The organism is Bifidobacterium sp. M3-N-101 (assembly GCF_023656805.1).
GTDB classification, from domain to species: Bacteria; Actinomycetota; Actinomycetes; order Actinomycetales; family Bifidobacteriaceae; genus Bifidobacterium; species Bifidobacterium breve.
This window is the reverse complement of sequence record NZ_JAMOKQ010000010.1, coordinates 83,831-99,644: the sequence shown is the minus strand read 5'-3', so window position 1 is coordinate 99,644 and position 15,814 is coordinate 83,831. Positions and strand designations below refer to the sequence as shown.

Annotated in this window: 8 protein-coding genes; 4 read left to right on the top strand and 4 right to left on the bottom strand. The window is 58.2% G+C overall.

The genetic code is table 11. From position 1 onward, the window contains the following. Nucleotides 1–93: 93 nt before the first annotated feature. Nucleotides 94–4,506, bottom strand: coding sequence for a SpaA isopeptide-forming pilin-related protein (locus NBH12_RS09205; RefSeq protein ID WP_250819412.1), 4,413 nt, complete (start codon nt 4,504–4,506; stop codon nt 94–96). Between the two features lie 904 nt (nt 4,507–5,410). Here NBH12_RS09205 and NBH12_RS09200 point away from each other — a divergent pair. From NBH12_RS09200 to NBH12_RS09185, 4 genes are all read left to right on the top strand, one after another. Continuing rightward, nucleotides 5,411–6,442, top strand: coding sequence for a LacI family DNA-binding transcriptional regulator (locus tag NBH12_RS09200; protein WP_250819411.1), 1,032 nt, complete (start codon nt 5,411–5,413; stop codon nt 6,440–6,442). Nucleotides 6,443–6,713: 271 nt separating this feature from the next. Continuing rightward, complete coding sequence (locus tag NBH12_RS09195; RefSeq protein ID WP_065464435.1) at nt 6,714–8,528, top strand: glycoside hydrolase family 13 protein; 1,815 nt, start codon at nt 6,714–6,716, stop codon at nt 8,526–8,528. A gap of 206 nt (nt 8,529–8,734) precedes the next feature. Further along, a complete protein-coding gene (locus tag NBH12_RS09190; protein WP_250819410.1) occupies nt 8,735–9,820 on the top strand; it encodes a helix-turn-helix domain-containing protein in 1,086 nt (361 codons plus the stop codon). Nucleotides 9,821–9,849: 29 nt separating this feature from the next. Beyond that, nucleotides 9,850–10,545, top strand: coding sequence for a hypothetical protein (locus NBH12_RS09185; protein WP_250819409.1), 696 nt, complete (start codon nt 9,850–9,852; stop codon nt 10,543–10,545). Nucleotides 10,546–10,847: 302 nt separating this feature from the next. Here NBH12_RS09185 and ilvC (NBH12_RS09180) read toward each other — a convergent pair whose 3' ends face one another. From ilvC (NBH12_RS09180) to NBH12_RS09170, 3 genes are all read right to left on the bottom strand, one after another. Then, nucleotides 10,848–11,900, bottom strand: a complete 1,053-nt coding sequence (gene ilvC / locus NBH12_RS09180) for a ketol-acid reductoisomerase (protein ID WP_003832411.1) — start codon at nt 11,898–11,900, stop codon at nt 10,848–10,850. A 427-nt stretch (nt 11,901–12,327) separates the two neighbouring features. Then, nucleotides 12,328–13,380 carry a ketol-acid reductoisomerase gene (gene ilvC / locus NBH12_RS09175; RefSeq protein WP_003827968.1) on the bottom strand — a complete coding sequence of 351 codons (1,053 nt, stop codon included), beginning with the start codon at nt 13,378–13,380 and terminating at the stop codon, nt 12,328–12,330. Nucleotides 13,381–13,769: 389 nt separating this feature from the next. Continuing rightward, on the bottom strand, nt 13,770–15,137 hold the full coding sequence (locus tag NBH12_RS09170; RefSeq protein ID WP_025221006.1) for an MFS transporter: 1,368 nt from the start codon (nt 15,135–15,137) through the stop codon (nt 13,770–13,772). Between the last annotated feature and the right edge of the window lie 677 nt (nt 15,138–15,814).

Sequence of the window (15,814 nt, the reverse complement as noted above, 5' to 3'; positions counted from 1 at the left end):
TTTCTCTGAAATGAAGAAGAAGATTGTGTTGAATATTGGTTATTCAGTTATGAGTGTTGGTAGGTGGCCAATCGAGTGGCCTAGGGAGAAAAATCAGTCGGAGTCCTCCTCCCGTTGACGTTTGGCCAGTTGATATCCGCCGGCGATGAGAACGCCAGCAAGTATGAATCCGTCGCCGACCAGAAGCACTAGGCGTCCGGTCCAGTCGGCGCCCGTGGTGGGCAGGCCGGTGAGCACCTTGGTGTTCACGAAGGTTGCTTCGACGGCGGTTCCGGCGCTGCTGCCGGTGGACGTTGATGACCATGTGCCGATCACCTTTCCGCCGCCAGCTTCGGCATTGCCGGAGTCATCCTTGATGCGTGTCATCGTGGCGGAGACGGACAAGCCGGACAGCTTTCCGCTGGAATCCTTGGCTTGCTTGACCGTGACTACGACTTGGTACTCCGCCTTCGAGTAGCGCAGGTTTTCCACCGCGTCGGCGGAATCTGGCACAATCTCGGTGATCTTGTAGGTGTAGGTCTTGGCGTAGTCGCTGGCGTCGCCAGCTGCCGCCGCGAGGTTCGCGTCGGTGAACGTCATCTTGCCGAACTTGGCTATGACGTTGGACAGATCATCAGCGTCAGACTTCGGAGCCAAGGAGATGGTGCAGTCATTCTTGGTCGCGTCGCTGCTACTGCATTCGGCAGGCATCGGCGCGGCGGGGTTCGCGTCCACAGTCGACTTGGTCGCTTCAATCTTGAAGTTGAAGTTGACGTAGTTGCCGTTGCTGTCCTTTGGCCACGACGTGTATTTCACGCTCTTCTTTACCGGGATTTGGATGTTCACCGGAGCCGAAGCGTTGGGAACATTGGCCGCAGCTTCGCGATTGCCGCCAGAACGGGTCGTGGGCCTATCGGTCGCGGTCTGAGCCACAACGGTGGAAGCTTCAGTGGCAGAGATGGTAAGCGTGTAGACCGTGGTTGTTGCCACGTAGCCGCCCGGAGCCTTAGTCTCGGTTAGCGTGTACGTGCCGACCGGCAGGCCCCTGACCGTGATGACGCCGGCCTCGTCTGCGGTGTTCGCGGCATCGGACAGCTTTTCGCCAGTGCAGCCTGTGAACTCGATGCCTGCCGGCGTGGTGGCGCCATTGGCATCAACCGTCACGTTGTCGGCCACGCAGTACACGTCCGTCGCAGGGCTTGGACCAACGATCTTCCACTGGGAACCGGCAAGTTTGCCGCCCTTGGTGTCGACCTTGTTCCAGGTCACTTCGGTAGGGGTGTCCGAGATTGCGTTGTTGTCACCGGGCTTCAGCTTTTCATCGATGGCGCCAGTCGCCTCGCCGCTGGCCCAACCGCCGTTCCACGTGACGTTGCCATTGGCATCAATCGTGAATTGGTACAGGGTCTTATTGATCGTGTATCCGTCCGGAGCCGCGGTCTCATGGAGCCAGTACGTGCCGGCATCCAGACCACCGACCTTGAATTTGCCGGCCGCGGTGTCCATATCGCACTTCACGCCGGGCTGACCGTTCTCGCCGTCGGCTGCCGTGCAGGAAATGGCCTTTGCACCATCGTCAATAGCGTTTTCGGCAACACCGTCAGCATCACTGGGCTGCGGGTCATCGGCGGGCGTCACCACGGCGTTCTCGTTGAGCACCGCCGCATCATTCGACTGGGCAGCAGCTGCGGCGGATGCAGGGCAGCCGGCCGGAGCGGTGGAGACCTGTGAATCGTTATGCTGGTTCACGACTTGCACTTCGTTGCCCGTGAACTTGAAATCGCTCTTATTCGACCCCTGGTACCACTTGTTGGTGCTCGTGTTTTCATCGTCACCGTGGAACAAAAATTTCGTACCAGGCGACTGCTTCGGCAATATGGCATACACATAATCACCGCAGCTCTGGCTCATCTCCACGAACTTCCAGTTATTGTTGCCAGCGTTGTAGTACACGTAGTACTTCGACCAATTCATCAACGACTTCTTGAAGTACACCGTGGTAGACGGCACCTTGACCGTGAACGAAACCTTCTTGTCGCCGGCCTTCGCGGTGATGACCGCAGAGCCGAATCCCGTCATCGTCACGGTTGCTTTCTGACCGTTCTCGCCGCTGGAAGTAACCGTTGCCACGCTCTTGTTGCTCGACTCCCAAGTAATCGGGACAGCCGGAGTGGAGGAAGCGGTGAACGTCAGCGTGCTATCCACTGCAGCGGCGGTGATGGTGAAATTGTTCTCAACAGTCCGGTTCGAGGAATCCTTGACGGTGAAATCCTTGACGCTCATAGCTTTCACCTTGATGGCGACCAGGGCGCTGCACACCTCAGGATTGGAGACCGAGCATGCCTTCACATACACAGTGGTATCAATGCTGCTGATACCGGTGACGGTGGTTTTCAGATTACCCGTACGGGTCAATACCGCAACAGTGGACGAATCGACAGCATTGCCATCTTTATCGGTGAACGTCCATGCAACCTCTTGCAAGGCATCCTTCGGATCGACGGCTGCGGTCAAATCGGTCTTCCACCCATTGGTAGAATCCAACGTGGCTGAGGTCGGATTGACCGTTACGCCGGTTGCTTTGCTGGTGTTGTCTGTGACGTTCCAGCTCTTAGTGGCCGCGCCATCTTTCACCTGCTGAATCTGCCACTGAGAGCCGGCAAGCTCCTTGTTAGTGTCGGCATCGACCTTCGACCAAGAAACCTCATGGCCGTTCTTTTTGTTGACGATCTTGCCATCGGTCATGTCGGCGCTGCCGTACGTATAAGCACCGTTCGTCTTTGTCACCGATTGCGTGACATTGACCGGCGTTGCCGATGAGTCCCCAGTCGCTACGTAATAGACGTTCGTATTCAGCTGGTAATCGTTGCCGGCGGAGACTTCCTTGATGTAGTAGGTTGCGTTGGGCTTCAGACCTTCCACAGTGAACCGGCCATCGGCAGAGTCCTTGTCGTAGAACGCGTTATCCTGCACGGTAAGCAGTGCGTTCTTTCCGCTTGCGGCATCATCGTACTTACCGTACACAGCCCACGTCGTGCCACCGAGCAGGGTGCCGCTTTCATCGGCCTTCTGCCACGCGATAGCGGAACAGGACTCGGTGTACGAACCGTTCCACGGGAAGTTGTGACGCTCCTGATCCATGTCGAGCACAGAGGCGGAATCACCATCGTTCGCACCGGCTTGATTGAACGTCCATGCCTTGTACGGGTTGTGCATGGAGAAGTCGCCACCCGTGTACACACGGCCGTTGGTGGAAACATGCGATTCGAAGTTGCCCCTGACGATAATGCTGCCCATCATCGCGGCGGCGGCATCATCCTGGGTAATTTTATCGGCATTGGTGTTCGTACCGTCCTCATTGGCCACGCCACCGTAGATGGTGAGGTTATCGGTATTGCTGAAGTTCCATAGAATCTTCTGGGAGGCTTTGTCGTATGCAGCCGACTTCTTCTTCAACTCGTCGGTGTTGTTGTAGTTGGAGTAGCCATCGGAGATTTCCGCACCGTTCCACCAGAACTGCCAACCGTTGTGGAACGAGATATTACTGGCGTTGTCGATCACATTGATTACGACAGATGCAGTGTCGGCGATGTTCGTAAAGGCGAAACCTACGCCACGGTAGAGGGTGCCATTCGCATCGGTGTCGCTGAGCATGCTGGCATCGAGATTGAATACCTCCATGCTGGCATTGTTCGTGCCGGTGAACGTGATGAGCTTTTCGCGATTGGTGTACGACGTTGTGGGAGCAATGCCGCGGCCGGTACCGTACTTGGTGGTGTCGTCGTATTTGAAAGTGTAAGATATGCCGCTAGCGGCGTTGGCGCCTTCCTTGTAATAGTTGTACTTATGGCGAGGAAGCTCAGACAACGTGGAGATGCGTGAACTCACTGTACCGGTTTTATTTTGCTTGGCCAGCGGGCTAACGATATCGTCGACCACATACCCTTGATAGAACGTATCCTTCGAAAAATCTTTGTCAGTGGCGGCACCGCCATCGGTAGCCTTGACTGAAACTTTGGTCAGATTGCCGGCGTCTTGGTTCTGAGTATTCCCGGACTTGTCCTTCTGCCAGTTGACGGAAGCACCGTTATAGCTGCCAATCGACGACGTGCCGTCCCTGCCCCATACATCCGACTGGCTACCGGAGAGTGAGCCGACGTGCGAATGTCCATCAATAAAACCAGGCTTATTCCACGCTTTCACATCAGCGGTGGAAGTGGCACTATCCATTACGGTTACGGTATTGCCGCCAACTACCAATGCGGTGCTGCCTTCGGCGGGACGATACTGCGTACCGAAGCCGGCAACGCCGAAACGAAAGCCCTTGCCGTTCCACGAATTCTTCCGAGGATGCAGCATGAGCTTGCCGTTGACCACAGTCAAGCCTTCGGCCTCTGCGGAATATGAAGCATCAGGACCGTCAACATTGGTCAGGTTGTCGGACTTCTTACCGACATACATATCGCCGCCAACCCAAGTGGCAACGCCGGAATCCCTCTCAGTTGCGGGATTTGCTTCAGTGCCCATCGACTGGCTGGTCGGAGTGCATAATGCGCCGTCGCTCAGATCGGCGGCATAGGCAAGTTTGTTATTGGAAAATGCGAGTGAGCCAGTTGACGTCACCAGCACGGCAGCGGCAAGCAGGGCAGCGGCGGCAGCCTTGAATTTCGCTACCCCCCCCCGAAACTTCTCGCTATCATCATGCTTTCCTCGTCTCCGGCGAACCGTCGTCTAACGCGTCGATATCGGCGTATCGCTACAGCGCGCTCGTTATGCTCACGGGTCGTGGAGCGAGCACGCAGCTTTGCGGAATATGCCCACTACATTAGCGAAATCGGTTTTGCACACGTTGGCTTTTGGCCTCCCCGAAGTCGACTCCAAACAACCACTTACCACTGGTCGACTTCGACGTGCATCACTTCTCTCGTGTGCACAACATCATACTGCAAAGGTTGTCATTATTCAACCCGCATGCCCTCTAATTAAGGGGGTATGGGTTCTCTTCCCGCATAGCAACAGGGGAAATGCGTTGAATATGTTGACACTATACGCCGGCGTGTCGAAAACATTTACCCCCCCATACGGGGGAATCTACGTATTGCATGCATATGCATTACCATCTATTCAAAGGGGAACGGCAGAGGTCAGGACCCCGCCATCGGGAATCAACAGCGAATTGTCCCATGCTATTATGCAAACGATGTCAATATGTACAACACACCCCATGTCGGCGAATTTCCTCACCGCCGCTTTCGACACGTCACGCAGCGCGAAGCAGATTCCCACTGCCGAGCAATCGACGGCATTACCGCCACCGGGCATGATACCGTTGTCATAGCAATGACAATCGAAACGCACACACCGACGGCGCAGCGCAACATACACAAGAACAAGGCAACACGCATCCGCACAGCAGCAGAGGATAAAGACTATGGCAAAAGCAAGCATTCAAGCGGTGGCAAAGGAAGCCGGCGTCTCCGTATCCACGGTGTCCCGAACCTTCGCCAAGCCCGACCTGGTACTCCCTGAAACTCGTGACAAAGTAATGGCCGCCGCCGAAAAGCTCGATTATTCCATCTCCCGATCGGCCGCCGCGCTGAAGTCCGGCCAGTCGTTCCGCATCGCACTGCTGGCCAGCGAGACCATCACCACCTGGTTCAATGCGAACATCTTTGCAGGGCTCGACTCGGTGCTGCGCCCTGCTGGCTATGACACCGTGGCCTACCCCATGCGCAACGCCGAAGAGCGTCACGATTTCTTTGCGGACCTGCCCGTGCGCCGCAATGCAGATGCGGTAATCGTCAGCTCGTTCAACATCGAGCCGGCCGAGGTGGAGCGCCTCAAGCATATGCATGTGCCGATCATCGGCATTAACATCCCCTCCACGGACGGGTTCGACTCCGGCGTAAGCATTGACGATCGTACCGCCACCCGCGCGGCCGTCGAACACCTCATCGCGCTGGGGCATCGGGGCATCGCATTCGTTGGCGGCACTCCCGCCGAAACCAATATGCGCTATAGCGCCGAATCGCGACTGCAGGGCGTGCTGGACGCGCAGGCCGCGCACCCGGAGCGCACCGTGACCAACCTTCAGGTGTCCCGCGGCGCAACGGAGACCAGCGCGGCTCTGAACGCGGTACTGACCGCCCCGGCCGGCACCACTGCATTCTGTTTTGAGGACGATGAGCTGGCGCTGCCGGTGCTGTATCGCCTGCGCCAGTACGGCAAACGCGTGCCGCAGGATATTTCGATTGTGGGATTTGACGACGTTGAAATGTCTCAGGCCGTGGGGCTAACCACCATGCATCAGGATCCGTTTGCCATGGGTGCCGACGCTGGGCGCATGGCGTTGGAGGCCATTGCGGGCGGGCCGATTGAACCGGCGTTCATTCAGCCCGATGTGCCGCTCGTGCTGCGTGAGACCACTGCGCCTCCTGCCGCGCCCGTGCCTGCGCAGGGGTGATTGGGCACGGTACACCGCGTCCCACCTCTGCCCTCAATGTCTTTTCTGTGTGGACTAAGGTGAGCGTGACCACGTTACCACCAAGAAACGCCGATGCTTGTACTTTCGCATAAATCATTTGCATGATACCGTTGTCATCAATGTGATAGGCAAGCATGGGTTCACCGTTGCAGTTCGAGTCCTGCTGAACCCAATAACCACTAACCCACAGCAATCGGGCGCAACACACCACGTGAGCCACACAATCACGCACGCACAGAAAGGAATCGGCATGACCGCCAACAACCTCAATGACGACTGGTGGAAGCAGGCCGTCGTTTACCAGATTTACCCGCGCAGCTTCAAGGACGTTAACGGCGACGGCATTGGCGACATCGCCGGCGTTACCGAGAAAATGGACTACCTGAAGAACCTCGGCGTGGACGCCATCTGGCTCTCCCCGTTCTACCCCTCCGATCTGGCGGACGGCGGCTACGACGTGATCGACTACCGCAACGTCGACCCGCGGCTGGGCACCATGGACGACTTCGACGCCATGGCCAAAGCCGCGCATGAGGCCGGCATCAAGGTGATCGTGGACATCGTGCCCAATCACACCGCCGACAAGCACGTGTTCTTCAAGGAAGCCCTCGCCGCCGAGCCCGGCTCCCCGGCGCGCGACCGCTACATCTTCCGCGACGGCCGCGGCGAGCACGGCGAACTGCCGCCCAACGACTGGCAGTCCTTCTTCGGCGGCCCGGCCTGGGCGCGCGTGGCCGACGGCCAGTGGTATCTGCACCTGTTCGACAAGGCGCAACCGGACGTCAACTGGAAGAACCCGGACATCCACGAGGAATTCAAGAAAACCCTGCGCTTCTGGTCCGACCACGGCACCGACGGCTTCCGCATCGACGTGGCGCACGGTCTGGCCAAAGACCTTGAATCCAAGCCGCTGGAGGAGCTCGGCCGCGAATACAGCGTGGTCGGCGTGCTGAACCACGACTTCAGCCACCCGCTGTTCGATCGCCGCGAAGTGCACGACATCTACCGCGAATGGCGCAAGGTGTTCAACGAGTACGACCCGCCGCGCTTTGCCGTGGCCGAGGCGTGGGTGGTGCCCGAGCACCAGCACCTGTATGCCTCGATGGACGAGTTGGGGCAGTCGTTCAACTTCGATTTCGCCCAAGCCAGCTGGTATGCCGACGAGTTCCGCGAAGCCATCGACGCGGGTCTCAAGGCCGCCGCCGAAACCGGCGGCTCCACCACCACGTGGGTGATGAACAATCACGATGTGCCGCGCAGCCCCTCCCGCTACGGCCTGCCGCAGGTCAAGGGCGCGCCCTACCACCAGCTGCCGCACGACTGGCTGCTGCGCAACGGCACCACGTATCCCGAGGATCGCGAGCTTGGCACCCGCCGCGCCCGCGCCGCCGCTTTGATGGAGCTCGGCCTGCCCGGCGCCGCCTATATCTATCAGGGCGAGGAGCTGGGCCTGTTTGAAGTGGCCGATATTCCGTGGGATCGACTGGAAGATCCGACCGCTTTCCACACCGCTCAGGCCACGATGGACAAGGGCCGAGACGGCTGCCGCGTGCCGCTGCCGTGGACCGCCGCCGATGAGCCGGCCTTGGCCGATTTCAGCCGTCCGACTCCGGCCGATGACGGTACCGGCGAGAACCATGTGCCGCTGTGCGCCGCCGGCCAGTTCGGCACGGGCGCTTCCTTCGGCTTCTCGCCGACTACGCGCGCTGAGGGCGTGACGCCGGCCGCCGACCCGCACCTGCCGCAACCGCTGTGGTTCAAGGATTACGCGGTGGACGTGGAGCAAGCCGACCCGGACTCGATGCTCGCGCTGTATCGCGCCGCACTGGCGATTCGCCAGGAGTCGCTGACCGCCACGCGCGACACCACGGCCGAGCAAGTGGACATGGGCGACGATGTGGTGGCGTACACCCGCGCGGCGGTTGGCGGGCGGGTGTTCACCTCAATCACCAACTTCGGCAATGCTCCGGTCGCGCTGCCCAATGGCTCCGTGGTGCTGGCGTCCGGCCCGCTGACCCCCGAAGGCCAGCTCCCCACCGACACTTCTGCGTGGGTTGTTCAGTAGTGCTTTTGCGAGCTTACCCGACGCCAGTCATCCATCTTCTCCGGATGCTGGCGTCGTCCTTTTTCCCGGCTAAGCTGTCTCCATTTCGGGGATGACTGCCCTTTCTTTCCATTCGCGACATGCCAACCCCGAAATACTTAATAATATTCTATATACTTAACAAGAGATGTGAATCTTACAGATTTTCGTTAAGGATTGAGGTCGACATGGATGCCGAGCATTACATTCGCGAGACACTTGGTCTGCCCTGCCAAATCACTTCTTGGGATGGCACTGCCTCACTGCCGCTATTTCTGACCAACGGACGGACATTCAGCAAACTCACCATCGACAACACGAGCATGCTAATCGCGAGCGGAGAGGCTCACCCATTCAGCATCACACGCGTCACCGCCGACGCCAGCAGGCTTGAGCAGCGGACGGATCTGCCCGTTGTCTTTCAGTTTCCCCGGCTTTCTGCATACCAGCGAAAAGCCCTGATTCAGAATCACGTTCCTTTCATCGTGCCCGGTACCCAACTGTATATCCCTTCACTGGGCATGGTGTTCACCCAGCGCATCTCCTCGCGGCCGCTGGAGAACGCACAGGATATCGAGGTGCGACCCTTCTCCCCCGCAACACAGCTGGTCTGGCTGTATTTGCTCTACTCCAACGAGAGCAAAGTCCAATCAGATATTGCCCGAGCGCTTCAGTTTACCGAAGCTCAGGTCAGCGTTGCCGTGACGCTGTTAGAACAGCTGGCATTCGTGCACCGCACCAAGCAAGGCCGCAGCAATAGCGTCGAACTACTGACTTCAAGGCAGACCAGCCGACTTGATTTACTGAAATCATCTTGGCATCTCCTGAAGTCACCAATATTCAGCAAATATACCGTCACGAATCGCAATCGCCAGATGATTGCCGACGAGCTGATTCCGGCCGGCGAATTTGCTCTTTCGCGCAGGACGCAACTGGCCACCCCAAAACTGCGAATCTATGCCGTTGAACGTCATTGGCTCAAGCAGCACAACAAGGAACTATGCATTATCGACCCCGCTTTGGAAAAGGTGCCAGATAATGCATATATTCTGGAGCTGTGGAGGTACGATCCCCGCCTACTTGCTCAATATACGCAGGAAGACTACCTTGCCGACCCCATTTCCACGGCCCTGACTCTTGGCGAGATTGCCGACGAACGTTTGGAAGACGCCATACAAGAATCCATCCGCAATACTTTCTCAGGAGCGACAATACGACACAAGGCCTGCAGCTCATCAGAACGGCCTTTGCCGGCTACGAAGATTCTTACGTAATCATCGGCGGCACTGCTTGTGACATCATCATGACCGACAACGACCTGGACTTCCGAGCCACCAAAGATATTGACATGGTGCTGATTGCCGAGGGACATCTTCGCGAGTTTGCACAACGATTGTGGTCTTTCATTCGCGATGGCGGATACACCTCTATCACGAAGAACTCCGCACAGCCTCACCTGTACCGTTTCATGCACCCCAGTACGTACGGGTATCCCACTATGATCGAGCTATTTTCACGTCACCCTGACTTCCCTATTGTGCCGAACTCGTTCCTGACGCCATTGCATATTGCAAACGACGTTTCCAGCCTGTCAGCCATTATGCTGAACGACAGCTACTATCGGCTACTGCAGCAAGGCCGCGAATCAATACAAGGCATCAGCGTGCTTAACGAGAAATATCTCATTCCTTTCAAGGCGAAAGCATGGTTGGATCTCAACGCCCGAGAACAACATGGCGAGCACGTAGACGGAAAAGATCTCAAGAAGCATAAATATGATGTATTCCGTTTGGCTCAACTACTTGCTCCAGAGGATCGCGTGTCTCTCAACGACGAGGCCTACCATGATCTCGCTGATTTTCTTGGGGAAATATCTCATGAAACGCTTCCGATGAAGCAGCTCGGCATACGGGGAACACAGCAAGACATCATTGATTTGATAGCCGGCGTATATCAACTGTCTATCCCACCACGCGATGAACTGCCCACCACGCGATGAATCTTCTACCACGATGTCAGCGTAATTTTGTATTCCGCGGAATAAAGCCGTTTTGCGTCACCACGTGGTGGGTAGTTTGCTACGTCGTGGGGATTTTACTACGTGGTGGAGGTTTGACTATATGGTGGGACCATGCGAAAGGCCGCCGTTCCGAATGAATCGGAGCGGCGGCCTTTTGGTATGCACTGGGGACCACCCTCAGGCGCTTACGCGCCAGCGTACTGCAAACACGGACAGCATGAAGGCTGCGATTGCCGGCTCGCCGTCCGTTCGCACCTCACCCGAGGGGAGCCAAGGAAGAATCACTGCACCTGGGCGCGGGCGATCTTGCCGGTGAAGGAGTTGGCCTCGTCGGCGTCCTTGACGCCGTCCTTGTTCCAGGAGAACATGGCGCGCAGCTTCGGGCCGACGGTCTCGATACGCTCGTTGGAATACTTCTCCTGCAGTTCCTTGAAGTGCGGGGCGCCGGCATCCTGGTCATCGATGAACTCCTTGGCGAAGGAACCGTCTTGGATGCGCTGCAGGTGGTATTCCATGCGCTTGCGGCAATCCTCGTTGATGACGGTGTTGGTGTAGTCGCCGTACTGGGCGGTGTCCGAGCAGGACCAACGAGCCTTGTTCAGACCACCTTCGTTCATCAGGTCAACGAGCATCTTGAGCTCGTGGCAGACCTCGAAGTAGGCAATCTCCGGCTGGTAGCCGGCGTCGGTGAGGACCTCGAAGCCCATCTCGACGAGTTTGTTCACGCCACCCATGAGCACGTTCTGCTCACCGAAGAGATCGGTCTCGGTCTCTTCCTTGAAGGTGGTCTTAATGGCACCGGCGCGCAGAGCACCGAGGGCCTTGGCGTAGGCGAGGGTCAGAGCCCAGCCGTCACCGCGCGGGTCCTGCTCGACGGCCACGACGACCGGGACGCCACGGCCAGCAGCGTACTCACGACGAACGATGTGGCCCGGGCCCTTCGGGGCAACCATGAACACCGGGTGATCCTCGGTGGGCTTGATGTAGCCGTAGTGAATGTTGAAGCCGTGAGCGAAGGCGACGGCGGCACCCGGCTTGATGTTGGGCTCGATGTCGTTGGCCCAGATGGTGCGCTGGTACTGGTCGGGGGCCAGAATCATAATCACGTCGGCTTCGGCGGAAGCCTCGGCCACGGACTTGACCTCGAGGCCCTGCTCCTTGGCGAAATCAACCGACTTGGAGGTCGGACGCAGACCGACGACCACGTCGACACCGGAATCGCGCAGGTTCAGCGCGTGGGCATGGCCCTGGGAACCGTAACCGATGATTGCGACTTTCTTGCCTTCGAGGACGGAAAGATCGCCGTCGTTCTCATACCAGATCTGTGCTGCCATTATTGGCACTCCTTTTCAGTAGTGGGGTGTGGCGCCGCTGGGCGCCGGGGTATCTACGGTGTGCAGATAAGTCCTGTGTTGCGAGGATTGTGTCCTTCAAACCGAAATCAATCCTACCGAGAACGCCGTCGCAGCCCCGCTGGAGTCCACAACGTGAGCTAGGCCACTATTGGAGTATGGACAGCCGTGTGCAGAGAACGATTCTCGATAACAACTCTGCACCCTTTTGAACAGAATCGCACAATCGCACATATGGGGAAAGGCTGAGATATCAACGATCTTGCATATTCGGTGTTCGTTTGCCTGCAAGAAATCAGCGCATAGTTGTTATTGAGAATGATTCGCTGCGCGCAACAACACAAAACCGCCGCTCCCGTATGGGCGGGAACGGCGGTTTGCTAGCTTAAATCCCCTTTAGGGGCGGCAATCACTGAACCTGGGTACGAGCGATCTTGCCGTTGAAGGACTCAGCCTCATCCTTGTCCTTGGCCTCGGCGTTGTTCCAGGAGAACATGGCGCGCAGCTTCGGGCCAACAGTCTCAAGGTGCGGGTGAGAGAACTCTTCCTGCAGCTTCTTGAACTTCGGGGCGCCAGCAGCCTGGTCGTCCATGAACTCCTTGGCGAAGGAGCCGTCCTGAATGCGCTTGAGCTGGTACTGCATGCGCTTCTTGGTCTCGTCGGTGATGACGGTGGAGGTGTAGTCGCCGTACTGAGCGGTGTCAGAGCAGGACCAACGAGCCTTGTTCAGGCCACCCTCGTTAGCCAGGTCGACCAGCATCTTCAGCTCGTGGAAGACCTCGAAGTAGGCGATCTCCGGCTGGTAGCCGGCCTCGGTCAGCACGTCGAAGCCGAGGTCGCACAGGTGGTTGATGCCGCCCATGAGGACGTCCTGCTCACCGAACAGATCAGTCTCGGTCTCCTCAGTGAAGGTGGTCTTGATGGCGCCTGCACGCAGAGCGCCCAGAGCCTTGGCGTAAGCCAGGCACAGCGGCCAGGTCTTGCCGTCCGGATCCTGCTCGACGGCAACGACGACCGGGACGCCACGGCCAGCGGCGTACTCACGACGAACGATGTGGCCCGGGCCCTTCGGAGCGACCATGAAGACCGGGTGATCCTCAGACGGCTTGATGTAGCCGTAGTGGATGTTGAAGCCGTGAGCGAAGGCCAGAGCAGCGCCCGGCTTCAGGTTCGGCTCAACTTCTTCCTCGTAGACCTTGGCCTGGTACTGGTCAGGCAGAAGGATCATAACAACGTCAGCCTCAGCGACGGCCTCGCCAACCGGCTTGACCTCAAGGCCCTGCTCCTTGGCGAACTCGACGGACTTGGAGGACGGACGCAGGCCGACAACCACGTCGACACCGGAGTCACGCAGGTTCAGCGCGTGGGCATGACCCTGAGAACCGTAGCCCAGGATGGCCACCTTCTTGCCATCGAACACGGACAGATCGGCGTCCTTCTCGTACCAGATAGTTGCTGCCATTTTCGGCGCTCCTTTTATTTGTTTATTTATGGGGTTGAAATTTTCTTGTGCTCTGCGGGGTTTCGCTGAGCGATATTCTGTTGTGGCTTTCCTTGTGGGCTTTTCCGATATGCAGGTTTAGTCCTGTTGCACCGGAAAAGCCTCGCAGGGGTTCACTTCGTGGAATTGAGATTTTTCACGTTGTGAACTTGGCGATATTCAGTTATGGGGATGAACTCCCCTCAGTCACTCCGCAACAGCTCGGCCGCAATTATGGACGGACTACCGTCCGCGGCCTGTCTGCTCGCCTCTCGGCTCGCCTTCGCCCACGAACAGCCCACCAGGCTGTCTGTAGGCGACGCCCGAACGAAGCGATAGCTGAGTGAGGGGTAGGAAACCAGCCGTTGACTTTACTTAGTAAAGTCAACGTCCTTGGTCTCCTTGCAGGTGAGCACGGAGACCAAGCAGCACACGGCCATCACAGCGAGGTAGAGGCCCACGGAGTGGACGCCCCAGTTGTGGGCGAGCCAGGTGGCGATGGTCGGCACGAAGGCCGCGCCGACGATGGCGGCCAGGTTGTAGCCGATGCCGGAGCCGGAGTAGCGCACGTTGGCGTCGAACAGCTCAGGCAGGAAGGCGCCGATCGGGCCGAAGGCGATACCCATCAGGGCGAAGCCGACGCACAGGAACACCATGTTGGCGAAGAAGTTGTGCTGGCCGACGACCTGTCCGTCCAGCAGGAACGGGAACAGCACGGCGAACACCACGAGTGCGCAGGAGGAGAAGGTCAGCACGCGACGACGGCCGAGCTTGTCCGCGTACAGGCAGGACAGCACGATGAACAGGGCGAACACGCAGATGGAGATCATGAGCATGAGCAGGTATTCCTGGTTGGTGAAGCCGAGGCTGCCGCCGCCGTTCGCGGTGTCCTTGGTGCCCCAAGCAAGGGACCAAGTGGCGAGCGTGTAGAACAGCGTGTAGGTCACGGCCACGAGGAAGGTGGCCTGCAGCACCTGACGCCAGGACTTGCGGAAGACCTCGGTCAGCGGGGACTTGACGACCTTCTTCTGCTCCTGGGCCATACGGAAGATCGGGGTCTCCTCCATGTGAACGCGGACCACGAGGCCGACAATCACGAGGATGGCGGACAGCAGGAACGGCACGCGCCAGCCCCACGCCAGCATCGCGCTCTGGTCATTGAAGGACTCGAGCACGAAGTAGGTGCCGTTGGACAGGAAGAAGCCGATCGGTGCGCCAAGCTCCGGGAAGGAGCCGTACAGCGCGCGCTTGTCTTCAGGCGCGTTCTCGGTGGCGACCAGTGCCGCACCGGACCATTCGCCGCCCAGGCCGATGCCCTGGATGAAGCGCAGCAGGCAGAGGATGGCGACTGCTGCGACGCCGACCTGGTCATAGGTGGGCAGGCAGCCGATGAGGAACGTGCCGACACCCATGGTCATGAGGCTGACGACCAGCGTAGTCTTGCGGCCCATACGGTCACCGAAGTGACCGAACACCAGCGAGCCCAATGGGCGGGCAATGAAGGCGATGGCGAAGGTCAGCAAGCTCATCAGCAGGGCGACGGTCGGGTTGGCCTTGTCGGAGAAGAAGATGTGCGGGAAGTAATTTGCCGCGGCAGTGCCGTAGGCGTAGAAATCGTAGAATTCGATGGCGGTCCCAACCATCGATGCAGCGATCACGGTCTTGACCGAATCGCGAACCATGGCAGTGGCCTTACTGGCCGCCTGTCCCAGGCCAGTCTCTTCGACTGCTGCAGTCATTGGTAACTCCTGTGTGTTCTCTGTTCACTCTCATCGGCAGGTGATTGACACCTGCGGGAGGTTTGCTGTTCTGTTGCTGTTGTTGCCGAGTACCGTCGCTACCGTTTCCGTCTGCGGGATTTTGCCGTAAGCCTTGTGAGCGCAACAAAAAAAGCCCCGCATCATGCAGGGCCGTGCCGATTGTGTCAGCTTGATTGGCCCTGCCTTCGTTGACGGGGCTTCAAGCATCAGTGCCGAATTAGTCCGCCAGCGAAGACGGGCTAATAATTCGTGCGGATACAAACGCAGAAGCATTGAATCCAGTCATCGCGTGGCCTCCTTTCGGTATCTTCTCGGGCCGTTCGACCCGAACTGGAATGTAAACATAGGTTCGGTCATCTCACCAATCCAGCAAGGGTTCACATTGTGGACGGCATGTATGCCCTGTGCGGCGCAAAATCGCCAGCAATTGGCATAAAAGCGTCGCTCAGCACCCCTCAACGACGCAAAACCACCAGTAACTGGAAACTTCGTGCCACTGACAGCTCCTCAGCGGGGCAAAACCGCCAGTACATGGGGGCTCCGCACCGTCCACAACCCCTCAGCGGGGCAAAACCACCAGTAGCTGGCAGCTCTACACCGCTTACTAATACTCAATGAGGCCAGACTACCAATAACTGGAAGTTTTGCACCGCTGA